The sequence below is a fragment of the Dakarella massiliensis genome (genome assembly GCF_001182045.1).
GTDB lineage: Bacteria > Pseudomonadota > Gammaproteobacteria > Burkholderiales > Burkholderiaceae_F > Mesosutterella > Mesosutterella massiliensis.
The window spans coordinates 353,156-375,188 of the sequence record NZ_CVTY01000005.1 but is presented as its reverse complement, the minus strand read 5'-3'; the positions used below and the strand labels follow the sequence as shown (position 1 = coordinate 375,188).

At 56.6% G+C, this 22,033-nt stretch carries 20 protein-coding genes and 2 pseudogenes; 16 read left to right on the top strand and 6 right to left on the bottom strand.

What is annotated here, in order from left to right; all coding sequences use genetic code 11:
• Positions 1-8 precede the first annotated feature (8 nt).
• The 3 genes from BN1936_RS03415 to BN1936_RS03405 all read left to right on the top strand — a co-directional run bounded on the left by BN1936_RS03415 (position 9) and on the right by BN1936_RS03405 (position 4,574).
• Positions 9-719: a cytochrome c3 family protein gene (locus BN1936_RS03415; protein ID WP_082164440.1), complete on the top strand. Its 711-nt coding sequence runs from the start codon at positions 9-11 to the stop codon at positions 717-719.
• Positions 720-862: 143 nt separating this feature from the next.
• Complete coding sequence (gene pepN / locus BN1936_RS03410; protein WP_022443205.1) at positions 863-3,514, top strand: aminopeptidase N; 2,652 nt, start codon at positions 863-865, stop codon at positions 3,512-3,514.
• Positions 3,515-3,557: 43 nt separating this feature from the next.
• Positions 3,558-4,574 (top strand): class 1 fructose-bisphosphatase, encoded by a 1,017-nt coding sequence (locus tag BN1936_RS03405; protein WP_022443206.1) that lies wholly within the window; start codon positions 3,558-3,560, stop codon positions 4,572-4,574.
• 86 nt (positions 4,575-4,660) lie between these two features.
• Here BN1936_RS03405 and BN1936_RS03400 read toward each other — a convergent pair whose 3' ends face one another.
• Positions 4,661-5,158: a DUF1049 domain-containing protein gene (locus tag BN1936_RS03400; RefSeq protein WP_022443207.1), complete on the bottom strand. Its 498-nt coding sequence runs from the start codon at positions 5,156-5,158 to the stop codon at positions 4,661-4,663.
• A 169-nt stretch (positions 5,159-5,327) separates the two neighbouring features.
• On the opposite strand from BN1936_RS03400, the gene upp reads away from it, so the two are divergent.
• The 4 genes from upp to larC all read left to right on the top strand — a co-directional run bounded on the left by upp (position 5,328) and on the right by larC (position 10,252).
• Positions 5,328-5,978 carry a uracil phosphoribosyltransferase gene (gene upp, locus BN1936_RS03395; RefSeq protein WP_022443208.1) on the top strand — a complete coding sequence of 217 codons (651 nt, stop codon included), beginning with the start codon at positions 5,328-5,330 and terminating at the stop codon, positions 5,976-5,978.
• 254 nt (positions 5,979-6,232) lie between these two features.
• A complete protein-coding gene (locus BN1936_RS03390) occupies positions 6,233-7,030 on the top strand; it encodes a fumarate reductase respiratory complex subunit (RefSeq protein ID WP_022443209.1) in 798 nt (265 codons plus the stop codon).
• A 478-nt stretch (positions 7,031-7,508) separates the two neighbouring features.
• Complete coding sequence (locus tag BN1936_RS03385; RefSeq protein ID WP_022443210.1) at positions 7,509-8,861, top strand: anaerobic C4-dicarboxylate transporter; 1,353 nt, start codon at positions 7,509-7,511, stop codon at positions 8,859-8,861.
• Positions 8,862-9,019: 158 nt separating this feature from the next.
• Positions 9,020-10,252: a nickel pincer cofactor biosynthesis protein LarC gene (larC, locus tag BN1936_RS03380; protein WP_022443211.1), complete on the top strand. Its 1,233-nt coding sequence runs from the start codon at positions 9,020-9,022 to the stop codon at positions 10,250-10,252.
• Between the two features lie 63 nt (positions 10,253-10,315).
• Here larC and larB read toward each other — a convergent pair whose 3' ends face one another.
• The 3 genes from larB to BN1936_RS03365 form a co-directional block, all read right to left on the bottom strand.
• Positions 10,316-10,978: a nickel pincer cofactor biosynthesis protein LarB gene (larB, locus tag BN1936_RS03375; RefSeq protein WP_049686626.1), complete on the bottom strand. Its 663-nt coding sequence runs from the start codon at positions 10,976-10,978 to the stop codon at positions 10,316-10,318.
• A gap of 67 nt (positions 10,979-11,045) precedes the next feature.
• Entirely contained in the window at positions 11,046-12,329 is a 1,284-nt protein-coding gene (locus tag BN1936_RS03370) for a nickel-dependent lactate racemase family protein (RefSeq protein WP_086936866.1), read from the bottom strand.
• Between the two features lie 81 nt (positions 12,330-12,410).
• Complete coding sequence (locus BN1936_RS03365; protein ID WP_049686625.1) at positions 12,411-13,142, bottom strand: LuxR C-terminal-related transcriptional regulator; 732 nt, start codon at positions 13,140-13,142, stop codon at positions 12,411-12,413.
• Between the two features lie 413 nt (positions 13,143-13,555).
• Here BN1936_RS03365 and BN1936_RS03360 point away from each other — a divergent pair, with 413 nt between their 5' ends.
• From BN1936_RS03360 to BN1936_RS03330, 7 genes are all read left to right on the top strand, one after another.
• The gene (locus BN1936_RS03360) at positions 13,556-14,305 is read left to right on the top strand and encodes a YebC/PmpR family DNA-binding transcriptional regulator (protein ID WP_049686624.1); all 750 of its coding nucleotides are present in this window, start codon (positions 13,556-13,558) and stop codon (positions 14,303-14,305) included.
• A gap of 148 nt (positions 14,306-14,453) precedes the next feature.
• Entirely contained in the window at positions 14,454-15,740 is a 1,287-nt protein-coding gene (purD, locus tag BN1936_RS03355) for a phosphoribosylamine--glycine ligase (protein WP_022443215.1), read from the top strand.
• A gap of 149 nt (positions 15,741-15,889) precedes the next feature.
• Positions 15,890-16,531, top strand: coding sequence for a hypothetical protein (locus BN1936_RS03350; RefSeq protein WP_049686623.1), 642 nt, complete (start codon positions 15,890-15,892; stop codon positions 16,529-16,531).
• Positions 16,528-17,211, top strand: a complete 684-nt coding sequence (nadD, locus tag BN1936_RS03345) for a nicotinate (nicotinamide) nucleotide adenylyltransferase (protein WP_022443217.1) — start codon at positions 16,528-16,530, stop codon at positions 17,209-17,211. The genes BN1936_RS03350 and nadD overlap by 4 nt, the downstream gene beginning before the upstream one ends.
• 5 nt (positions 17,212-17,216) lie before the next feature.
• Positions 17,217-17,600, top strand: coding sequence for a ribosome silencing factor (gene rsfS / locus BN1936_RS03340; protein WP_022443218.1), 384 nt, complete (start codon positions 17,217-17,219; stop codon positions 17,598-17,600).
• A gap of 12 nt (positions 17,601-17,612) precedes the next feature.
• Positions 17,613-18,080 carry a 23S rRNA (pseudouridine(1915)-N(3))-methyltransferase RlmH gene (gene rlmH / locus BN1936_RS03335; RefSeq protein WP_022443219.1) on the top strand — a complete coding sequence of 156 codons (468 nt, stop codon included), beginning with the start codon at positions 17,613-17,615 and terminating at the stop codon, positions 18,078-18,080.
• A gap of 3 nt (positions 18,081-18,083) precedes the next feature.
• Entirely contained in the window at positions 18,084-18,713 is a 630-nt protein-coding gene (locus BN1936_RS03330) for a Maf family protein (RefSeq protein ID WP_022443220.1), read from the top strand.
• Here BN1936_RS03330 and BN1936_RS11645 read toward each other — a convergent pair.
• Positions 18,700-19,035: an FKBP-type peptidyl-prolyl cis-trans isomerase gene (locus BN1936_RS11645; protein ID WP_269147792.1), complete on the bottom strand. Its 336-nt coding sequence runs from the start codon at positions 19,033-19,035 to the stop codon at positions 18,700-18,702. The two genes, BN1936_RS03330 and BN1936_RS11645, sit on opposite strands and share 14 nt — an antisense overlap.
• A gap of 48 nt (positions 19,036-19,083) precedes the next feature.
• Positions 19,084-19,386 (bottom strand): annotated as a pseudogene (locus BN1936_RS11640) (FKBP-type peptidyl-prolyl cis-trans isomerase); the annotation flags it as partial.
• 306 nt (positions 19,387-19,692) lie between these two features.
• Here BN1936_RS11640 and BN1936_RS03320 point away from each other — a divergent pair.
• Positions 19,693-21,120: pseudogene (locus BN1936_RS03320) on the top strand (DEAD/DEAH box helicase); the annotation flags it as partial.
• A 464-nt stretch (positions 21,121-21,584) separates the two neighbouring features.
• A complete protein-coding gene (locus tag BN1936_RS03315) occupies positions 21,585-22,019 on the top strand; it encodes a hypothetical protein (RefSeq protein ID WP_022443251.1) in 435 nt (144 codons plus the stop codon).
• Positions 22,020-22,033: the final 14 nt, after the last annotated feature.

The following is a 22,033-nucleotide window of genomic DNA, read 5'->3' as shown; positions in this document are numbered from 1 at the left end:
ACTGAGTTATGAAAAACTGCAAACGTGGCGCCATCCTGATCGGTCTCGTCGGCGCTGTCATCGGCCTCGCCGCTTTCGGTGTCTTCAATTCCGTGATTCATTGGGCCGGTTCGACTGAATTCTGCGGCTCCTTCTGCCACTCCATGGATTATGTCTATGCTGCCTATCATCAGGGCCAGCATGCCAAGACCCCGTCCGGTGTTACCGCCGGCTGCTCTGACTGCCATCTGAAGTATGGTTCCACCCACGAGATCAACGGCTTCCAGTACATCGGCATGCTGATCCACAAGGGTACTTCCGGTTCCAAGTCCTTCTTCGGTGAAGTGGCTGGTCACATGAACACCTATGACAAGCAGAAGGCCATGGCTCCTGAACTCAGCAAGGACGTTCAGGAATACATGAAGTCCACCGGCTTCTCCAACTGCCGTGGCTGCCATAACCTCGCCAAGATGAAGAACGACAAGAACCCGGATGTGGCTGCTTTCCACACTGAGTTCGTGAAGGATACGTCCGTCAACTGCATCGAATGCCATAAGACGGCCGGCCACGATTACACGGGCCTCAACACCCAGGCTGACGCTGACGCCGTGAACGCCGGCAAGCCGCGTCCCAGCGTTGCCGCTGAAGCCGCTGCCGCTGCTGCCGCTTCCTCCGAGGCTGCCTCCGCTGAAGCTGCTGCTTCTGACGCTGCCGCCTCCAGCGCTGCTGCTGCCCAGTAATCAGTCCTAAGCACTGATCCAAAAAACCCGACAGTTTCTGACTGTCGGGTTTTTTCTTGCCCGGAGCCTCCTGTCCAGCCTTTCAAGCGCCTGCATCCCATTTACAATGAGGCTCATTGGCTTTTCTGATGGAGTTTGTTGATATGAGTTCTGCCGTCATTAACCGGCTTGATTACCAGGAACCCGCCTTCCGCGTGGAAAACATCAACTTGGTTTTCAATCTGGACCCCGTCACCACGACGGTTTACAACACGATGCGCATTGAGCCGCTCACGGATTCAGACCACGACCTGGTGCTGAATGGAAGCGAACTCGAGCTTGCCTCCGTTTTCGAGAACGGCAGCCCGCTCTCCACGGAACGCTATACGGTTACACCCGAGGCTCTCATCATCCGTGGTATCCGCCAGAAGACCACGATCACTATCTATAACAAGTTCCATCCGCAGGCGAACACGCTGCTCTCGGGCATCTATATGTCCAATGGGAACTTCATGTCCCAGTGCGAATCGGAAGGCTTCCGCCGGATCACCTATTTCCCGGATCATCCGGACATGCTGACCCGGTTCCATGTTGAAATCCGTGCTGACAAAGAACAGTATCCGATCCTTCTCTCGAACGGCAACCTTATTGAACAGGGCGATTTGGATAATGGCCGGCACTTCGCCATCTGGGAAGATCCCTCGCTCAAACCCTGCTATCTCTTCGCGCTTGTCGCCGGAAAGCTGGTGAAGCGTGAGGAAGTCTATAAGCTCGCTAACGGCAAGGACTGCCTGCTGCAGGTTTGGGTTGAGCCTCAGAATGCCGATAAGACCGAACACACGATGGAGTGCATCAAGCGGGCGATCCACTGGGATGAAACCCGCTGGGGGCTCGAGTACGATCTCGACCGCTTCATGCTGGTCGCGACCGACGACTTCAATTTCGGCGCCATGGAAAACAAGGGCCTGAACATCTTCAATACCCGCTACGTGCTTGCGACACCGAAGATGGCGACGGACCTCGATTACTTCAATATCGAATCCGTTGTCGGCCACGAATACTTCCACAACTGGACGGGCGACCGGGTCACGCTGCGGGACTGGTTCCAGCTCACGCTGAAGGAAGGCCTCACTGTCTTCCGCGACCAGGAGTTCTCGCGCGATATGCTTGGCAAATCCGCTGTCATCAAGCGCATTATGGATGTCCGCGCCCTTCGTTCGCGTCAGTTCCCTGAGGACGCGGGTCCGATGGCTCATCCGATCCGTCCTGAAAGCTACCGTCAGATCAACAATTTCTACACGATGACCGTGTATGAGAAGGGTGCGGAAATCTACCGCATGCTTCAGACCATGCTCGGGAAAGAGGGCTTTAAGAAAGGCCTGACTCTCTACATTGAGCGAAACGACGGCCGTGCCGCTACGTGCGAAGACTTCATCAATGCCATGGCTGAAGCGAATGGCCGTGACCTGAAACAGTTCTTCCTCTGGTACAGCCAGGCAGGGACTCCCCGGGTTCAGGTGAAGACCTACTGGGATCCGGAAGCGAGCACCTATACAGTTGTCGCGAGCCAGAGCACTCCCGCCACACCGGGACAGCCCGTGAAGCATCCTTTTGTCATTCCGATCGCGGTCGGTCTCGTGGACTCCGAAGGCCACGACATTCCCCTGCGGCTTGAGGGGGAAACCGCGCCTCTCGGCACAACTCGCGTCCTTGAACTGAAGGATGAAGAGAATGAGTGGACGTTCGTAAACGTCGGATCCCGCCCGGTTCCCTCGCTCCTCCGCGATTTCTCCGCGCCGGTGATCCTCGACTACGCCTATACACGCGATGAACTCGCCTTCCTCGCCCGCAACGACGCAGATCCGTTCAACCGCTGGGATGCCATGAATCGTCTGATGCTGGGTGTCCTTGAGGACATGACGGATGTGATCGAAATGGGTGGAAAGCCCGAAGTGGATCACAATCTGCTCTCCTCGTTTGAGCAGATCCTGACAGATGAAACGCTCACCCCGGCTTTCCGGGCCATCACGCTGCAGCTTCCGGCCGAGAACCTCATCGGTGAACCCCGCGCGGTTATTGATCCAGATGCGATCCGCAAGGCCCGTACGGAACTGAAGGCCGCAATCGGCCGCCGCTATTCCTCGCTCCTCTTCAAGCTGGCCGCCTCCTATGAGACCCCTGGAGATTACTCCCCGGACTCCGAATCCGCCGGACGCCGCTCGCTGAAGAATCTGGCCTACGACTATCTGATCACCGGCGGCAATCCGAAAGCTCTGATCGCGCTCCGCAGTCAGTTTGAGAAGGCCAACAACCTGACAGATAAGCTCGCTGCACTCACCAGCGTCGTGAACTCAGCAAGCCCCGCGAAGACCAGCATGCTGGTTGAGGCCGCCAAGGAGTGGCAGGGTAATCCGATTCTTATCAACAAGTGGCTTACGGTCCAGGCCTCTGCCGGCACACAGCCGGGCGAAGCCGACACTCTTACCCGTGTCCGCCAGCTGATGGACTGCGGCGCATTCTCTATCAAGAACCCGAATAACGTCTACGCGCTTATTCTTGCCTTCTGCAACAATGAGCCGGAATTCCACCGCAAGGACGGCAAAGGCTACGAGTTCTGGCTGCAGATTCTGAGGGAGCTCTGCTCTGTCAACGAATATGTCGCCGCGCGTGTAGCCCGGACGCTTGATCACTGGAAACGCTACACCCCGGACCGCGCTCAGATGATGTACAAGGTTCTTAACGAGGCGAAGCATATCCCCGGACTCCCGGTCGGCGTCCAGGAAATCCTCGACAAGTCTCTTGGTCTCACGGATTGATACCGTCTTTTTCAGAACTGATTACTTAAGGAGTAGTTCAAACATGGCTCTGATGACTCTTCATCAGTATCTCGCCCGCGAAGAGCGCGAGAACAGCGTTCCCCACGAGCTCACCACGCTGCTGCTCTCCGTCGCTGACGCGGCGAAGAATATCCGCGGGAAAGTTTCTCAGGGGGCGCTTGCCGGCGTTCTTGGTCTGGCCGGAACGGAAAACGTTCAGGGCGAGGATCAGAAGAAACTCGATGTGATCAGCAACGAGATCATGTGCACGGCGAATGAACCGTGCGGCATGCTCTCAGGCCTCGCGAGCGAGGAGATGACGGAAGTTCTCCGCGTTTCAGACGACTACGCTGTCGGCCCCTACCTGATCCTTTTCGATCCGCTCGATGGCTCGAGCAACATTGATATCGATGCCCCGATCGGCACTATTTTCTCGGTTCTTCCCTGCCCCGGCGGCAAGAAGCGCGACATTACTGAGGCTGACTTCATGCAGCCCGGCGTGAATCAGGCTGCAGCTGGATACGCGCTCTACGGCACGCAGTCTCAGCTCGTTTTCACTCTGGGTCACGGCGTCTCCGCCTTTACGCTTGATCCTTCGACCGGTGTTTTCTACCTCACGAAAGAAAACATCCGCATCGCTGCTGATACGGCAGAATTCGCCATCAACTGTTCCAATCAGCGTCACTGGCTGAAGCCCGTGCAGCAGTACGTCGGCGAACTCCTTGACGGCAAGAAAGGTCCCCGCGGCAAGAACTACAACATGCGCTGGATTGCCTGCTTTGTGGCCGAAGTCCACCGCATTCTGTGCCGCGGCGGTTTCTTCACCTACCCGAAGGACGATAAGAATCCGGACCGCCCTGGCAAACTCCGTCTGATGTATGAAGCGAACCCGATGTCGTTCCTGATTGAACAGGCTGGCGGCAAGGCAACCAACGGTTTCCGCCGCATCATGGAAATTCAGCCCGAGAAGATCCACCAGCGCGTTGCCGTGTTCCTTGGCGCCGCTGAGGAAGTGGATTACATCACCCGCCTGCATCAGGAATCCGGTCTCACGGAATAATTCCAGAAACCGCATTCGCTGACAAGCAAAAGCCCCGCGGAATCAAAAGATTTTGCGGGGCTTTCAGTTTTCCGAATCCAACCGTGTCAGATCAGTCTCTGATTGGTCTGTTCCTCGACTTCCTTCAGGGCCTTCACCGAAGCATCAAGACTCTGCTTCATCTGCTCGATCGTCTGCTGCAGATCCTTCTTCACGGCTTCGTCTGACTCGCGGCTCGCCCTCAGCTCACCTGCCACCTTTTCAAGCAGATCTTTTTCAAACCGGACAAAACGCTCATCGAGCCCCTCTTCAAACTTCACAATCCGGGAGCCTTCCGCCGTCTCAGCAGCCGCTCGGGCGGTCCTCGCTTCGCGGTTTGCTTTCTGCAGATCTACCAGCGTTGTCGCCTGTTTCCAGAGCATCCAGAGGAGACAAACCACAAAAACCAGTGCTCCGCCCACAATCAGGAAGAGCCCCAGCGGCGCATTGACGGTGAAGAGAATGAAGCTGATAGGCATCGGCGTCATGATCGGGCCCCAGTTGACCACGACGAACAGCAGCGACACCAGGAAAACGATCAATACACCCATGGATCGAAATGTCATTTTTTTCTCCTTTCACCGCGGATTTGCTCACGAATTCCGCGCTTTGAGACGGCTCATAATTCAATCCTATAGCAAAGCCACATCTGTTGCCGAAAACTTATGCAGAATCCGAAGTCATGCATGGTATTAAAATTACCCGGTTAATCATCGTTTTTATCTGGAGTCTCCCTTGAAAACCGATCCCCGCTATCCCCACCTCCACATTGTTGATCATCCGCTCGTGCAGCATAAGCTCACCCTTATGCGGGAAAAATCGTGTTCTACCAAGGATTTCCGTATTCTTCTGAAGGAAATCACGATGCTGATGGGCTATGAGCTCACCCGCGACACTCCCCTCACGACTCGCCGTATCGAGACCCCTGTCGCCCCGATGCGCGCTCCCGTGATCGCCGGCAAGAAGGATGTGATTGTTCCCGTGCTCCGCGCCGGCCTCGGCATGTCCGACGGTCTCCTCGCTCTGATGCCTTCTGCCCGCGTCGGTCATATCGGTCTCTACCGTGACGAAAACAAGCAGCCGGTCGAGTACCTGGTCCGTATGCCTCCGGAACTGAAGAACCGCCGTTGCATCATCGTGGATCCGATGCTGGCCACCGGCAACTCCTCCGTGCACGCCGTCAATGTACTTCTGAAACGCGGCGCCATGGAAGATAACATCAAGTTCCTCGCTCTCGTTGCGGCACCTGAAGGCGTTGAAGTTTTCTTCAAGGCTCACCCGAATATCGACCTCTATGTCGCGTCGGTGGATGAAAAACTGGATAAGAATGCCTATATCGTTCCGGGCCTCGGTGATGCCGGCGACAGAATTTTCGGCACGCTCTGATCTCTAAGTTTTTCACTAAATTTAAGGGTTATCCCTTTTAAAGCCTGATAAATCAGGTTTTATTTAAGGGTTATCCCTTATTTTTTGTCCTTTAATTATCCTTAACAGGGCTAATTTATTGATATAGGTTAAATTCACTTCCTGCGGCGGAGAGCACAATGTAGGCCATCAGACAAAAGTAGTATGGTCTGCTAGAAAAAATACTTACGCCGGCCAATAAACGGCGACACACTGCAATTTTGGAGACCTGTTCCATGCAACTCCCAGACAATATCCTCCGCGCCCATACGCCGACGCTGGATGAAAACATCAAGGGCGCCATCAACGATAAGGACATGCCCCGCCGCTCCAAGTGGACGGCCTGGTGCGATGTCGCCCAGTCTGTGACCGGCGGTCTGCTGGCCATTTTCCTTTTCTGCCACATGGCATTCACGAGCTCCATCCAGATCTCCAAGGATCTGTTCTGGAACCTGGTGGCGACCTCCGGCCTCACCTTCATCGGCGGTCATCCCCATGAATGGGCTCACGTGATCTTCGTCGGCCTGATCACGCTCCTCATCTGCATCCACGGTCTCTGCGCTCTGCGCCGCTTCCCGAGCAGCTATCATCAGTGCCGCGACATGAAGAACCATGTCCGCCTGATCCATCACACCGACACCACCCTCTGGGCTATCCAGATCGTGACCGCTGTCGTGCTGCTGATCTGCGTCTTCCCGCACGTGATCTCCATGCTGACCAACCCGTCCGGCATCGGCCCCAACCTTTCCGGTGTGCATGCCTATCATGACGGTCTGCTCTACACCTTCATTTTCCTCATTGCCGCTGAAACGCACGGCCTGATCGGTCTGTACCGCGTGCTCGTGAAGTGGGGCATCTGGAGCGGCGAACGCGAAGGTCTCCGCAAGGCCATGATCGTGATCACGGTTCTGATGATCCTCTGCGGTGCCGCCACTGCCCTTAAGTACTACAGCATCGGCGCTGACCAGGTGAAGCTTGGAACTCCGGCTGAACGCTATGTGCCTCAGAATCCCTGGTACGATGTGAACGAGTAATTCCGCTCACTCCGGTCTGACGGCCGGAACCAGTGAAAAGCCCCGCAGAAATGCGGGGCTTTTTTCTGCCGGAAATGAAAATGGGGCGGAGCAACAGCTTCAAAGCGCCTTCTGAAATGCGCTCAAAATATTTACTCTTTATAGGTACTCATCCAGAAAATCCCCTGATCATCTCCTCCATCAGGTGAATGCACCCTGGAAAATAACGTTTTCCACCGGATTCTATGCAATCACCGCCTCATGAACTCAAGATATCACCCTCCGACACGCCCGATTTCCGGGTTTCTTTATATATTCGGATATATAAAATTCATCTAAGCATTTTTCCTGAATTCATTAGTACCAAGTCAACCCATAAAAAATAGCTATCTTTACATATCGTCCTAAATCAAGAATTAGTCCTTTTTTCCTACCTAGTACTACCTCCTTATGAGAAAATAACACCGTCTTATTCTTCTCGGAGTAGAGAGAGAGAAAAATGATTCCAACAATATTCTGGATTGAACTTCTAGTCGTACTGATCTGCTTGTTCTACGGTGCAAGAAAGGGCGGTATGGCTCTCGGCCTGATCTCCGGTATCGGTCTGATCGTACTGGTGTTCTGCTTCCATGTGAAGCCTGGCAAGCCCCCGGTTGACGTGATTCTGACCATTCTGGCCGTGATCATGGGTTCCGCTACGCTTCAGGCTTCCGGCGGTCTTGACTGCCTGCTGCAGGTTGCTGAAAAGGCTCTTCGTTCCCATCCGCGTCTCGTGGTGTACATCGCCCCGTACTGCGCCTGGATCCTCACGATCCTGTGCGGCACGGGCCACACGGTTTACACCCTGCTGCCGATTATTTATGACGTGGCTATCAAGACCGGCATCCGTCCGGAACGCCCGATGGCTGCTTCGACGATCGCTGCTCAGATGGGCATCATCTGCTCTCCTGCTTCCGTCGCTCTGGTGTCTGCCGTCGCAATTCTTGACGGTCACACCCTGCCGAACGGCCAGGCTGTCAACCTTCTGACGATTCTGTCCGTCACGATCCCGGCTGGCTTCATCGGCGTGTTCGCTGAAGCTACCTACTCCGTTTTCCGCGGCAAGGATCTGGACAAGGATCCGGAATTCCAGAAGCTGATTTCCGACCCGGAACAGAAAGAGTACGTCTACGGCGACTCCACCACGCTGCTCGGCAAGAAGTTTGCCAAGTCCCAGTGGGGTGCCCTCTGGATCTTCCTCGGGTGCGTGGCAATCGTGGCTGTCTTCGGTGCCACCAAGAGCCTCCGTCCGGTGTTCGGCGGCAAGGCTATGTCCATGACGCTCATCATTCAGATGATGATGCTGACTGCCGGCGCTCTGATGGTGATCTTCTGCCGCACCCGCGCTGCTGACGTTGGCAAGAGCTCCGTGTTCCGCGCTGGCGCTATCGCAATTGCTGCTGTGTACGGCGTGGCTTGGATGTCTGACTCCCTCTTCCAGGCTCACCTGCCTGAACTGAAGCAGGCTCTGACGGGCGCTGTCACGTCCTACCCCTGGCTCTACGCCGTGGTGCTGCTGGTCGTGTCCAAGTTCGTGAACTCCCAGGCTGCTGCTGTGGCCATCATTCTGCCTGTCGCTGTTCAGGTCGGTGTTCCGACCGGCATCGCGGTCTCCATGATCTCCGCCTGCTACGGCTACTACATCCTGCCGACCTACCCGTCTGACCTTGCGGCTCTGCAGTTTGACCGCTCCGGTACGACTCACATCGGCAAGTTCGTGATCAATCACTCCTTCATCATCCCGGGTCTGATTGGCGTGATCACTGCTACCGTTGTCGGTACCTGCCTTGGTTACCTCTACGGCTGGCTCTAATTCACAGCGGCTCATCTTGCTGCATCAAAACATAAAAACTGAGAGAAATTAAGACACAGTAGGGCTCCTTCGGGAGCCCTATTTGTTTGCCTGGTGTCAGCTGCTTTTCTGATTCAGCTGATAATGATTCATCCATAAAACCGAATATCCTGCTGTCTATGAAAATCCTCTATCTGCAGTGCAACATGGGAGCGGCGGGCGATATGCTGACCGCAAGCCTCGCGTCACTCCTCCCGAATCCGAATGCTTATCTGGATACCGTCAACGGAATGGGGCTTGAAGGCGTAAAAACAACGCTCGTCAGATCAGCCTCAAAAGGGATGGCAGGGCTTCACGCCCATGTCGTGATTAACGGTGTAGAGGAGGAAACGCTCCTTGCCCACCCGCCGATCCATCACGCTGAAGAGGATCACCCCCATCATCACCATCACAGCCATTCGTCGCTTGCTGATGTGCTGTTGATTATTGATAAGCTGCGCGTTCCAGAGGGCGTGCGGAAGGACGCCGCCGCGGTCTATCAGAGGATTGCTGAGGCAGAAGCCTCGGCTCACGGTGCTGCGCCGGGAGAAATTCACTTTCATGAAGTCGGCATGAAGGACGCGATCAGTGACATCGTGTCCGTCTGTCACCTGATCCGGATGCTGGGGGCAGAAAAAATTGTCTGTTCCCCGGTCTGTGTGGGAAGCGGACTGACATACACCAGTCACGGTTTCCTCCCCATTCCGACCCCAGCCACCGCGAAGCTGCTCGAAGGGATCCCGTCTTACGGGAGCAAGTTCCCCGGAGAGCTCTGCACGCCTACCGGTGCCGCCCTGATCGCCTATTTCGCGGATGAGTTCGGCGCCATGCCCGCAATGACTCCGATTGCAACCGGATGCGGCATTGGAGCGAAGGAGTTTCCGGAACCCAACTGCCTCCGTTCCCTTCTTGGCGAATCTTCCGAAAAAGGAGACGCCGTCACGGACGATGTCGCTGAGCTGTCCGCCAATATCGATGACATGACGGCTGAGGATCTGAGCTTCGCGCGGGATATCCTGCTGGAAAACGGCGCGCTCGACGCCTGGCTCACTCCGATCATCATGAAGAAGGGGCGGGCAGCCACTATGCTCTCCTGCCTCTGCCACGCGGAGGATCTCGACCGGATTCAGACACTCTTCTTCCGTCACACATCCACGCTCGGAATCCGCTTTGAAGTCCGGCACCGTGTCATGCTGAAACGGAGTTTCTCCGAAGTGCCCACACCGGCCGGAACGATTCACCTGAAGCAGGCTTCCGGCATGGGAGTTTCCAGGGCAAAGCCTGAGTTTGACGATCTTGCGGCAGCAGCCCGGCGCCTGGGGATTTCGCTTCGGGAAGTCCGTGAACTCCTGAAAGCGGATAAAGAAAAGTAATCCGCCTCTTCAACGCAACGCAAAAATAAACCCCGCAGTTCAGAACTGCGGGGTTTTGTTCTGCTAGGCGCGGGAATTCAGAATCCGGACCGCCGCACAGGCGGCGCCATAGCCGTTATCGATATTCATCACGGTCACGCCTGGAGCGCAGGAGCAGAGCGTGGAGTGAAGCGCTGTTTCACCGCCTCTCGCGGCTCCGTATCCGACGGATGTGGGCACTGCGATCAAAGGCTTTCCTGTCAGGCCGCCAAGAACGCTCGCGATCGCGGCGTCCAGTCCCGCGCAGACAATCACGACACTATGGCGGTTGATCTCGGGAAGCCGCTTCTCCAGCCTCCAGAGTCCCGCTACGCCGCAATCCTCAAAGTATTCGTGCCTCACCCCGAGATACTCAAGCGTGCGGCCAGCTTCGTGCGAGACAAAGGCGTCAGAGGTTCCTGCCGTGACAATGGCAACCGAGCCATAATTTTCCCCCCGCTCCGGCATCTTTTCGCCATACGCCGTACGGGAAATCGGGTCGTAGCTGTAACCCTCGCGAACGTCTTCGGGAAGAGCTTCCAGGGCTTTGACGCTCAGCCTCGTAAAAAGAATCGGATGCCCGCATCCGCGTCTGAATCTCAGCAGCAGCTCTTTCAGGCTCTCGGGATCTTTTCCCTCACTGAACACTGCCTCCGGCAGACCTATCCGCGCGTCGCGCGCTTCATCAAACAGAATTCTTTCACTCATCACTTAAAAATAAGACCCTATGGCGGAGCACCGACATGGGGTCAGAGCAGGTGTTTTGCCTGATTAATTATGCTTTCTGAAGACGGGGCACCGTGAGGCTGCCTTCCGGCATCAGAATGATCTTCGGATGATCGCCCACGTAGGTCTTCACCATTTCAAGCGCCTCTTCAACCGTGTCGACCGCACCTGTGAAGAGCATTTCCTTCGCCATCTTGCGATCCAGGCTCGTCACCAGAATGAACTTCGCGTGCTTCATATTCCGCGTCACGGCATAGGCCTTGTTCGCGCCGATCACAAAGTTATTTTCCAGCTCCGCTTCAATCGCGTCCGGAGAACCCAGACGACGGCAGGTTTCTTCCAGCACCTGAGAGCCGCTGCCTTCCTCGCAGTCCGCGAGCAGAATCACGACACCGCCATCCCGAACTGCGAGTGAGGCGTTATCCATCGTTTTCTGCATCTGATAGACATTGATGTCCTTCGGCCAGCCGCCGCAGGAAGCGATCACGAGATCCGCCTTCTGATTGATCACTTCACCGTAAACCTTGTCAACGAACTCACAGGCCACCTGGTGAGCCTTCACATAGTCGCCGGCAAACATCTTCAGGAACTGATGCTTTGCGTTCAGCACGGCGTTGAAGAGGAAGAGCGAGCGGCCCTTCGCAAAGCGCGCCACGCCTTCCATCTGGTCCTCATAGACAGGGTTGCCCACCGTCTTGCCAAGACCCGCATGCGGATCCAGCATGAAGCTGTGATTCTTGCGCACGGTTTCCATCGCGGCGCAGCCCGGAAGAACAGCCTTGCGCCCTCCGCCGTAGCCAGAGAAATAGTGGTAAACAATCGTGCCGGTCAGAATGACGTGGTCCACGTCACAGATGTTCTTATTGATCAGCACAGGCGTACCGCGGGAAGTCTGCCCGAAATAAAGGAAGTCCTGATCCACATGGCAGTCCGAATTGATCATCTTCACTCGCGAGGCGACTTCCGCGCCCACGGCTTCGACCATTTCATCATGCGTCATATTGCGGTGGGTGCCGAGCGAAAACACGATCTTCATGTTCTCATCCGGAACGCCGAGCCGGTTCATTTCATCAAGGAACACCGGCATGAAGTCGTACGAATTCGCAACGCGCGTGAGGTCGTTGCAGATGAAGGCGACCGTCTGTCCCGGCTTCACGATTTCATCAAGCGGCGGGCAGCCGATCGGATGGCGGATGGCTTCAAGCACCCCGCCTTTGATGTCCGTCATCGGCGCGAAATCCTCTGTACGGATCTCCTTCAGGACGAGCGAGTCATCCAGGGAGAACTGCTTGCGGCCACGCCCATAGGCGAAGTCATAGCTACGAATTGCCATTTGAACCTCAACTTTCTTCAGAAGGAAAGAGAAAACTGCGAGTAAATGTACTTTTCAGAACTGCTGTTTTGCAGCGCCCTGTCAGGCAAAGTGAACCCGTGTCGGAAGGTCAGCCTGCTGAGAGGAGGACGCCCCAGAGTCCGCAGCGGGTTCGTCAGGGCTCTTAAAGCCCCGCTCGCTCGCCCACACAGCGGCTTCAACGCGTGAGCGGAAGCCGAGCTTCTTCAGCATATGTTTCACATGCTCCTTGACCGTGCCGTCAGTAATAGAGAGACGGGCGGCGATCGACTTGTTGCTCATGCCTGAGGCGATATAGCTCAGCACTTCCTGCTCGCGGGAGGTGAGGCAGTCAACATTCCGCTCTTCCTCTTCGTTCCCGTTTCTGAGCGTCAGCGCGAGCACGTTCGTCAGACGGTCACTGATCACCATCTCGCCCTGCAGTACTCGGCGGATCATGGTCACCATGTCATCAGGCATGTGGTTCTTTGTCAGGAATCCATCCGCCTCGAGGCGGATCGCCGCCATCAGTTCGTCGTTATGAGCTCCCTGCAGGAGAATCACGCCTTTGCAGGCTTTCTTCTGCTCTTTCACCTGGCGAAGAATCTCCAGCGCCTTATGGTCAGGAAGCGCGAGATCAATAATCACCATGGTGAAGTCCTGAGTGGAAATATCCGACTCTGCCTCGGATACAGAACCTGTCTCCACCACGTCAGTAAACACCCCTTTCTGCTTCAGAAGCTGAGCCAGGGCCTGACGAAAAATGGGGCTTTCATCCACGATCAACAGCGTCCTCTGCCCGTGTTCTTCGACCATTTTGTCCTCTTTATTGTTATTTACCTACACATGGATCCTCATCCGCCTCCACGGGTACCTGGAATCCATGGTCAGGAAGGGTACTCACAATACCACAAAAGGATTATGAACTTTTCTCAATAAGGAGTGTTAGATACAGCGTATTGCTGTACTCATTTTGATAGATATTCAGGGTAAATTCTGATATTTTTCTATCCCTTCACGGGTAGATGTCCGGCATCAGATGCCTCTGAAACCGGTTCCGGAGTGTTTTTAAACTATCTCCTCAGGAATAATCCTCAGTTTTTTCCATTCTGTTTCCTATCCCCCCGCCGGGATGATTAGAATACAGACACTTTTGACTTTCTGTTCATCTTCAGCACCATCAGGCGCCGTTGATGAGGTTTTATCTGAACATTCATTAAGGTACTAGCATGTCCGGTCATTCAAAATGGGCCAACATCCAACACCGCAAAGGTCGTCAGGATGCGAAGCGCTCCAATATGTGGACGAAGATCGTCCGTGAAATCATCATCGCGGCCCGCGCTGGCGGCGGCGGTGATCCCGACATGAACCCGAAGCTCCGTCTCGCCCTCGTCAAGGCCCGCGGCGCCAATGTCCCGAAGGACACGATCAAGAACGCCATTCTGAAGGGCACCGGCCAGCTGGAAGGCGTGAGCTACGAAGAAGTCCGCTATGAAGGCTACGGCGTTTCCGGCGCGGCTCTCATCATCGACTGCACGACGGATAACAAGGTCCGTACGGTTTCTGATGTCCGCCACATCCTGACCTCGAACGGCGGCTCGCTCGGCACTGAAGGCTCCGTGGCCTTCATGTTCAAGCACTGCGGTCTGATCGTGCTGCCCTCCGGCGCCGATGAAGACAAAGCGATGGAAGTCGGTCTGGAAGCGGGTGCTGAGGACGTCGTGGCGAATGAAGACGGCACGATTGAAATCGTGACGCCCCCCACAATCCAGGAATTCGAAGCCGTTCAGAAGGCTCTGGAAGATGCCGGCATGACCCCCATCTACGCCGAAATCACGATGAAGCCGGTCAACAAGACGGTTCTCTCCGGCGAAGATGCTGAAAAGATGCAGCGCATCATCGACGAACTGGAAGACAACGACGACGTGAGCCAGGTTTACTGCTCCGCCGAACTCGACCTTCCGGAAGACGAAGAGTAAGAGCAATCAGGGCGCTCCCGCGGTTCGGCCTGCCGGACCGCCCTTCTGCTCAGGATTCACATGGCCGTGTTCATCAACACGGCCGTTTTTTATATTTGGCGCTATTTCCCACGCTCATCTATAGCATGAGCGCACTATGGAGTTCTCTATGAAAGTTCTGGTTGTCGGCAGCGGCGGTCGCGAGCATGCTCTTGCCTGGCGTATCGCTCAAAGCGAACATGTTCAGACGGTTTACGTTGCCCCCGGCAACGCAGGAACCGATGCGGATCCTCTTCTCACGAACGTTCCCGTCAAGGCGACGGATCTGGAAGGGCTCCTGAAGTTCGTGCGCGAAAACGGCGTCGACTACACGGTGGTCGGTCCCGAGGCGCCGCTTGCCGCAGGTATCGTGGACGTCTTCCGCAAGGGCGGCGAAAAGATCTTCGGACCGACGCAGGCTGCCGCGCAGCTTGAGTCTTCCAAGGATTTCGCGAAGGCCTTCATGAAGCGCCACGGCATTCCGACTGCTGAGTATCAGACCTTTACCGATGACAAGGCCGCCCGCGAGTACATTCTTCAGCACGGTGCACCGATCGTCGTCAAGGCTGACGGTCTTGCGGCCGGCAAGGGTGTGATCGTGGCAATGACGGTTGAAGAAGCTCTGAAGGCTGTCGATGACATGCTTGAAGGCAACAGCTTCGGCTCCGCCGGCTCACGTGTGGTTATCGAAGATTTCCTTGATGGCGAGGAAGCTTCCTTCATTGTCGCCTGCGACGGTGAGCATGTGCTTCCGATGGCAACCTCCCAGGATCATAAGCGTCTGCTCGACCAGGACAAGGGCCCGAACACCGGCGGCATGGGAGCCTATTCCCCCGCGCCTGTGGTGACGCCCGATGTCTATCAGATCGTGATGGAAAAGGTGATCCGCCCGGTGATTGATGGAATGGCTTCTGAAGGTCACCCCTTCACGGGCTTCCTTTACGCCGGCCTCATGATCAGCCATGCCTCTGACGGCACGCCTGTCGTCAAGGTGCTTGAATTCAACTGCCGCATGGGCGACCCGGAAACGCAGCCGATTATGAGCCGCGTGAAGAGCGATCTTTCCGACGTGTTTGAAGCCGCTATCGACGGCCGTCTCGACCAGGCGAAGATCGAATGGGATTCCCGCGTGGCGCTCGGTGTGGTCTGCGCTGCCGAAGGCTATCCGGAAAGCCCGAAGAAGGGCGCCGTGATTACGTCTCTCCCTGAGAATGACGAAACGCATCACGTCTTCCATGCCGGTACGGCCTGGCACGCTGAACACCGCATGATCGTGAACGGCGGCCGCGTGCTCTGCGTGGTCGGACTGGGGGATGACATCCGCGAAGCCCAGAGCCGCGCGTACGAAGCCGTGCGCAAGGTGAGCTGGCAGGGTATGCAGTACCGCACGGATATCGGCTGGAGAGCGATCAAGTAAGTTTTTCCGCACAGCCGGATTCTGATGCAGCTCCCCAAAAAGCCTTCCTGCTTTTTGGGGATTTTCATCCGAGTCACTGCCTCTCTCCCCGGCTTTTGTGGTACTTTCTGTGACAAGAGGCGCGCCGTTTCCGCGCCTTTCCGCACATTATGAAAACACTTTCATCTATCAAGCTCCTTATTGGCGCAGTAGCCGCGGCGGGTCTGCAAACCGCCGCTTATGCGTCTTCCGTTGCCGAGCCTTTCGCTTATCCCGAAAGCCTGGTCGCTGGGCGTCCAGTTGAAGGCAAGCCGGTTACCCAGGGCATCAGGATCGGATCCGAGGATGTCACGCTCGAATCAACCCCCATTCGGGATCTGGCGAAGAAGCTTCACTTCTCCCTGATGCGTGAGGGAGACGGCGATTACACCCGCGACTGGACTTGTCTCACAACGGGAAGCGGGAGCGATGATTTTTCAGTCTGGCTGATCGCAACCTGTTCTCCCGCGGTCACTGAGGCTCAGATGGCGTCAAATGGTCTCAGCCCCCGCGGCAAAGGCACCTGCCATCTGCTTAAAGGTTCTGAAAAAAATGTCTCAATCGGCGGTGTCACCCCCGGTATGACCTGGGAACAGGTGCTCGCCAAGTTCGGCCAGCCTACCTATGCCGCGGATGATGGCTGGTACTTCTGGTCCACGAGCAAAACGATTGAGGAATTCAGCAACAGCCGCGAGCAGATGAACTGGACAGGCGTGCAGCTGGAGAAGGGCAAGGTTTCCCGGCTGTTCTCGAGCCAGGCCACCAACCCATGAGCCAGAACGCCTTTGAGGCACGAAAAGGCATCGGTCTTCTTGGCGGCACATTTGACCCGATCCATCAGGGGCATCTCGCGCTTGCCGCTTCGGCTCTGGATCAGCTGAAGCTGCAGCAGATTGACTTTCTCCTTGCGCCTCGCCCGTGGCAGAAGAGCGTGCTCACATCAGTCACGGACCGGGCACGGATGATCGAGCAGGCTATCCGGGGCAATCCCCGGCTGAAGCTGAATCTCACGGAAGTTTTCCGCCCCGGTCTGACCTATACGATTGACACCCTGAAGGCACTCCGGGAGAAACTGGGCGGCAATCCTGTTCCTCTCGTGCTGCTGATGGGACAGGATCAGTGGGCCAATCTGAAGACCTGGAAATCCTGGCAGGAGCTTACGGATTATGCGAATCTCGCGGTTTTCAACCGCGGGAAAAAGCGCCTCTCGGTTCCTCAGGAAATCGCCTCCTGGGCCGAAGAAAAAAACGTACCGGCTGATCTCATCACGGCTTCACCCTCAGGCTCCGTCTGTTTCTTTCAGATGGCGCCGCACGAAGCGAATTCCTCTGAGATCCGAAAGCTTCTGGCAGCGCCCGCCTCACTGCAAAATGCAATTAAACTTGAGAGTTGGCTCCCGCACGGGGTAGCTCTTTACATCAACCAACATGGGCTTTACCGCCCCAAGCATTAATTTTTATGGATATCAGAAAGCTTCAGCGCATCATCGTCGACGCCCTCGTTGAGATCAAAGGCAAGGACATCGTCGTTTTCAACACGGAAAAACTGACCGATCAGTTCTCGCGCGCTGTCTTCGCCTCCGGAACTTCGAACCGTCACACCGTGGCGCTTGCGGAAAACGTCAAGGAAAAGGTCAAGGCTGCCGGCGGCAGCGTAATAGGTTTTGAAGGCAAGGAATCCGGTGAATGGGTGCTCGTCGACTGCGGCGACGCGATTGTTCACGTGATGCAGCCTCAGATCCGCGAGTACTACAACCTGGAAGAAGTCTGGGGTGCCAAGCGGGTCAACATGAAGATTGATCCCGAATACGCACTCCCTGCCCGCAAGATTGAAAAGGCCTGACGGGGGACACCCGTGAAAATCACCATTGTGGCAGTTGATCTCCGGTCTCCGGCATGGGCCTCTACCGCGGTTGAGGACTACCTCACCCGCTTCCCCCGGGACTGGAAAGTTGAACTGAAGACCGTCAAGGAAGAACCCCGGCATGGACAGAGCAAAAGCGACCTGATGGCCGCTGAGGCTGACCGCATCCGCAAGGCCATCCCGAAGGGGTCGCTTCTCGTCACGCTGGACGAGCGGGGCAAGGATCTGACAACAGTCAATTTTGCGAAGAAGCTGAGCGCCTGGCAGGACAGCGGTGAATCCGTTGCCTTCGTGATCGGGGGCACTGATGGCATAGACCCTGAACTGAAAAAGGAGAGCCGCATGATGATCCGCCTCTCCTCCATGACGCTGCCGCATGCTCTCGCCCGGGTGATTCTCTCGGAGCAGATATACCGCGCCTGGTCGATTCTGAATAATCACCCCTACCACAGGGCCTAAAGCATGACATCAAGAATCTATCTGGCGAGCAAGAGCCCCCGCCGGCGTGAAATCCTTGCCGGACTCGGCTATGAGATCTGCCTTCTCACGCCAGAGATCTCTCCGGCAGCGGATCCCCAGACCGATGAAGAACGCCGTCCGGGAGAATCAGCCCGCAGCTACGTGCTGAGAACCGCCCGTGAAAAGGCTCTCGACGCTATCCGGGTGATTGAGGAAAAAAGACTGGAAGTGCTGCCTGTCGTTTCGGCTGACACGACAGTGGTTTTCGGTGAAACCATTCTGAGGAAGCCTCAGTCTGTGGAGGAGGAGCTGCGGTTCCTTGATCTGCTCTCAGGAAAAACGCATGTTGTCCGCACAGCGGTCGCTGTCGGTACGACAACAGAGAATCTGGAAACGGTGATTTCCGAGTCCCGCGTCACATTCTGCACGATGACGGACTCGATGATGAAGCTTTACGCCGGTACCGATGAGCCCTACGACAAGGCGGGCGGCTATGCTGTGCAGGGACTGGCAGGAGCCTTCATCACGCATATCGAAGGCTCCTACTCAGGCATTGTCGGGCTCCCCGTTTTCGAAACGGTTGAACTGCTCAGCCATTTCGGCCGGGGGCTCGAGTCTATTACGGCTCCGTAGCCGCCTTCTGAACCCGGATGAGGTTCACTTCAAAGACGAGCGTCGCGAACGGCGGAATCACGCCGCCGGCGCCGTTTGCGCCATAGGCAAGATGGGACGGAATCGTCAGGCGGCGGCGGCCGCCTTCCTTCATCCCGACGAGACCCTGGTCCCATCCCGGAATCACGTAGCCGACACCAAGCGGGAATTCGATCGGTTCACCGCGGTCGAGGCTCGAATCGAACTTCGTTCCGTCTTCAAGCCATCCGGTGTAGTGCACGGAAACCGTGTCCCCGGGCACAGCCTCGGCTCCAGTGCCGGCCTCGAGCTCTTCAATCTCCAGATCGCCCTCTTCGGGGTACTGGTTCGAGCGGGTGCCGACCACTTCTACGTCAAACACGAGAACCGCGTTCGGCGGGATCACATCACCCGCGCCGTCTTCACCGTAAGCGAGCTCGGGAGGAATCACGAGCTTTCTCTTTCCTCCGACGCGCATACCGCGGATACCCTGCTCCCAGCCGGGAATCACCATGCCGCCTCCCAGGGGAAACTCAATCGGTTCGCCGCGGTCGAGACTCGAATCAAACTTCGTCCCGTCCTCGAGGCAGCCGGTGTAATGAACGGAAACCCAGTCTCCGTCCTTCACCTCATCGCCTTCGCCAACGACGATCTCTTCAATCTTCAATTCACTCATAGTTTCTCCAAAACTTCACTCTCGTGAAGAACCCCTGATCAGAAGTAATCAGGTACAATGGCCACACATGCAGAAAAGCAAATTTTCGGCATTCTTGACAGTTATCCCGCGGCAATCCAGGTTTGCCGGGGTTTCGGCCTGATACAACTAAGCATCTGCCTACGCCTCACAGGTGTCCAGGGTTCACCCCGCACCGATAACAGCGCCATCCTGTCTTCCAATATATTAACCGGGGACTGCCCCAAACCTGGACCAGCTTTCTTTTTTACGACTGGCTCCGCGCAGTTCTCATAGGTTTCTCTCAAAGTGAACCAATCTTTTGCCTCTCTGGGTCTGATTGACCCTTTGCTTAAGGCTATTGACGAATTAAATTACCGTGAACCGACCCCGGTTCAGCAGAAATCCATTCCGTCCCTGCTTGAAGGCAAGGACATGCTGGCTGCCGCTCAGACCGGCACCGGCAAGACCGCGGCTTACAGCCTGCCGATCATTCAGAAGATCGCCGAGTCCGGCGTCCGCGCGAAGCCGAAGGAAGTGACGGCGCTGATTCTGGCTCCGACCCGCGAACTCGCGGCTCAGATCCACGAGAACATCACGGCGTACTCGAAATATCTGGATATCCGTTCCGCCCTCGTTTTCGGAGGCGTGAACCTGAAACCCCAGACCGCGGCCCTTGCCCGCGGCGTTGATATTCTTATCGCCACGCCGGGCCGCCTTCTTGATCACCTCGGTCAGAAGCATGTGTCTCTCTCCGCGGTGAAGTTCCTGGTGCTCGATGAAGCCGACCGCATGCTCGACATGGGATTTATCCATGACATCCGGAAGCTGATCAAGCTGATCCCGGAAAACCGCCAGAGCCTGCTCTTCTCGGCCACCTTCAGCCCGGATATCCGCAAGCTCGCGGACTCCCTTCTCAATTCTCCGGTCTCAGTCGAAATTTCCCCCAACAAGGAATCAGCTCTGATTGAGCAACAGGCCTATGCCGTGCCGAAGAACCGGAAGCGTGAGCTGCTCCGCGATCTGATCGTCGATGAAAAGTGGTCCCAGGTGCTGGTCTTCACCCGTATGAAGCACGCCGCGAACCGCCTCTGCCAGCAGCTGATCAAAGACGGCCTGACCGCTGCCGCCATTCACGGCAACAAGAGCCAGAACGCCCGCACCAAGGCCCTCGCTGACTTTAAGGATAAGAAGGTCCAGGTGCTCGTCGCGACGGATATCGCCGCGCGCGGCCTCGATATTGAGCAGCTGCCTCACGTCGTGAACTATGACCTTCCTGATGTGCCTGAGGACTACGTGCACCGTATCGGCCGCACGGGCCGTGCCGGTGTCCCCGGTCACGCTGTGAGCCTGGTGTCGCCTGAAGACCGCCCGCTGCTCACCGCGATTGAGAAGCTCCTGAAGGAAAAGATCAACCTGATCGTTCCCGCTCAGTACGCCGGTCCCCAGCCTGAGGATCTCGCTGAGGATGACCGCCGCGAAGAGCAGAATCATCATCAGCGTCTTTCCCAGCAGAGCCGCGCAAGAAGACGTCCCGCCTCGGCTCCCCGCCGGAACCGCGAAGAGGCTTCCGAGTCTTCTGAGGTTTCCGCTGAAGACTCCCGCTCTGACCGCGACAGCTCCGCGCCTGAACGCCGCGGCGCTGCCCGCCGTCATCAGGTGAAGCGCAGCAACTCCCGCCGCAGCCCTGAATCTGCCTCGCGCCGCGGCAGCTCCGACCGTTCGGATCGGGGTGACCGCGCCGAGCGTTCTGACCGTTTTGATCCCGATAACTTCGGCAATTCGATCAACTACACCCCCCGCCGCAAGGCGCCGGGCCGCTCCCGCAGCCGCGACACGATCGCGCGCTACGAACCGGTGGATCCGTTCGCGCCCGAACATCAGGCGCTCTTCCTTCCGCAGAGCATGCCGGGTGAACGTCCCTACCGCGCGGGCGGTGCAGAAAAGCGCCGCCGTCCTTCCCGCGGCCCCCGTTCGGACCGCAGCACGGACTACTTTGAACGTAACTCCCGCTATACCGACAGCACCACCCGCAGCAATCTTCCCCCGGGTCTTGCTCCCCGCCGCGGCGGTCGTTCAAGAAACCGCTAATACCATTCAATAATCCTTACATTTTCCTGATTCCCGCATAGGGAATCAGGGAATTTTTAATTTCTCCGGAAATTAAAATGTAGGGATTATTCTTTTTTCGGAGTTTGGGCATGAAGCGCTCATGTCTCGTTCCCCTGCTCGCTGTGTTGTCAGCCGCCGTGCTGAGCGGCTGCGCCGCGACTGCCCAGGGTGACCTGTCCGCCGCCGCATCGTCTTCTGCCGATCAGGCATCTGACAGCCCCGCACCGACCGCGCTTCCGCGCCACCGCGCACGGTCCGGTCCCCGGGCTCTCAGCGATCTCGCCGATCCCCTGCTTGATGCGCCCTACCAGACACTCGTGCACTGTGAGGCCGAGGATCCGCTTGTCTCGGGTGAAAAGCTCGGCAGCGTCCGCCTGATCTGTCACAGTCTCCGCGTTTCCGCTACGCTCACAGAGTTCCGGGATGCCGGGTGGCGTATCGAGGATATCCACATGACGGAATCCAAAACTCCGGAAGGCATCATCACCATTCCCTTCAGCGTCAGCCTGAGAAAGCTCTTCTGATCTGCGACCGGCGC

Bases quoted from the DNA above. Each gene is read 5' to 3' on its own strand.
- BN1936_RS03415 (WP_082164440.1), top strand. From the start codon at position 9: ATGAAAAACTGCAAACGTGGCGCCATCCTGATCGGTCTCGTCGGCGCT.
- pepN (WP_022443205.1), top strand. From the start codon at position 863: ATGAGTTCTGCCGTCATTAACCGGCTTGATTACCAGGAACCCGCCTTC.
- BN1936_RS03405 (WP_022443206.1), top strand. From the start codon at position 3,558: ATGGCTCTGATGACTCTTCATCAGTATCTCGCCCGCGAAGAGCGCGAG.
- BN1936_RS03400 (WP_022443207.1), bottom strand. From the start codon at position 5,158: ATGACATTTCGATCCATGGGTGTATTGATCGTTTTCCTGGTGTCGCTG.
- BN1936_RS03390 (WP_022443209.1), top strand. From the start codon at position 6,233: ATGCAACTCCCAGACAATATCCTCCGCGCCCATACGCCGACGCTGGAT.
- BN1936_RS03385 (WP_022443210.1), top strand. From the start codon at position 7,509: ATGATTCCAACAATATTCTGGATTGAACTTCTAGTCGTACTGATCTGC.
- larC (WP_022443211.1), top strand. From the start codon at position 9,020: ATGAAAATCCTCTATCTGCAGTGCAACATGGGAGCGGCGGGCGATATG.
- larB (WP_049686626.1), bottom strand. From the start codon at position 10,978: ATGAGTGAAAGAATTCTGTTTGATGAAGCGCGCGACGCGCGGATAGGT.
- BN1936_RS03370 (WP_086936866.1), bottom strand. From the start codon at position 12,329: ATGGCAATTCGTAGCTATGACTTCGCCTATGGGCGTGGCCGCAAGCAG.
- BN1936_RS03365 (WP_049686625.1), bottom strand. From the start codon at position 13,142: ATGGTCGAAGAACACGGGCAGAGGACGCTGTTGATCGTGGATGAAAGC.
- BN1936_RS03360 (WP_049686624.1), top strand. From the start codon at position 13,556: ATGTCCGGTCATTCAAAATGGGCCAACATCCAACACCGCAAAGGTCGT.
- purD (WP_022443215.1), top strand. From the start codon at position 14,454: ATGAAAGTTCTGGTTGTCGGCAGCGGCGGTCGCGAGCATGCTCTTGCC.
- BN1936_RS03350 (WP_049686623.1), top strand. From the start codon at position 15,890: ATGAAAACACTTTCATCTATCAAGCTCCTTATTGGCGCAGTAGCCGCG.
- nadD (WP_022443217.1), top strand. From the start codon at position 16,528: ATGAGCCAGAACGCCTTTGAGGCACGAAAAGGCATCGGTCTTCTTGGC.
- rsfS (WP_022443218.1), top strand. From the start codon at position 17,217: ATGGATATCAGAAAGCTTCAGCGCATCATCGTCGACGCCCTCGTTGAG.
- BN1936_RS03330 (WP_022443220.1), top strand. From the start codon at position 18,084: ATGACATCAAGAATCTATCTGGCGAGCAAGAGCCCCCGCCGGCGTGAA.
- BN1936_RS03315 (WP_022443251.1), top strand. From the start codon at position 21,585: ATGAAGCGCTCATGTCTCGTTCCCCTGCTCGCTGTGTTGTCAGCCGCC.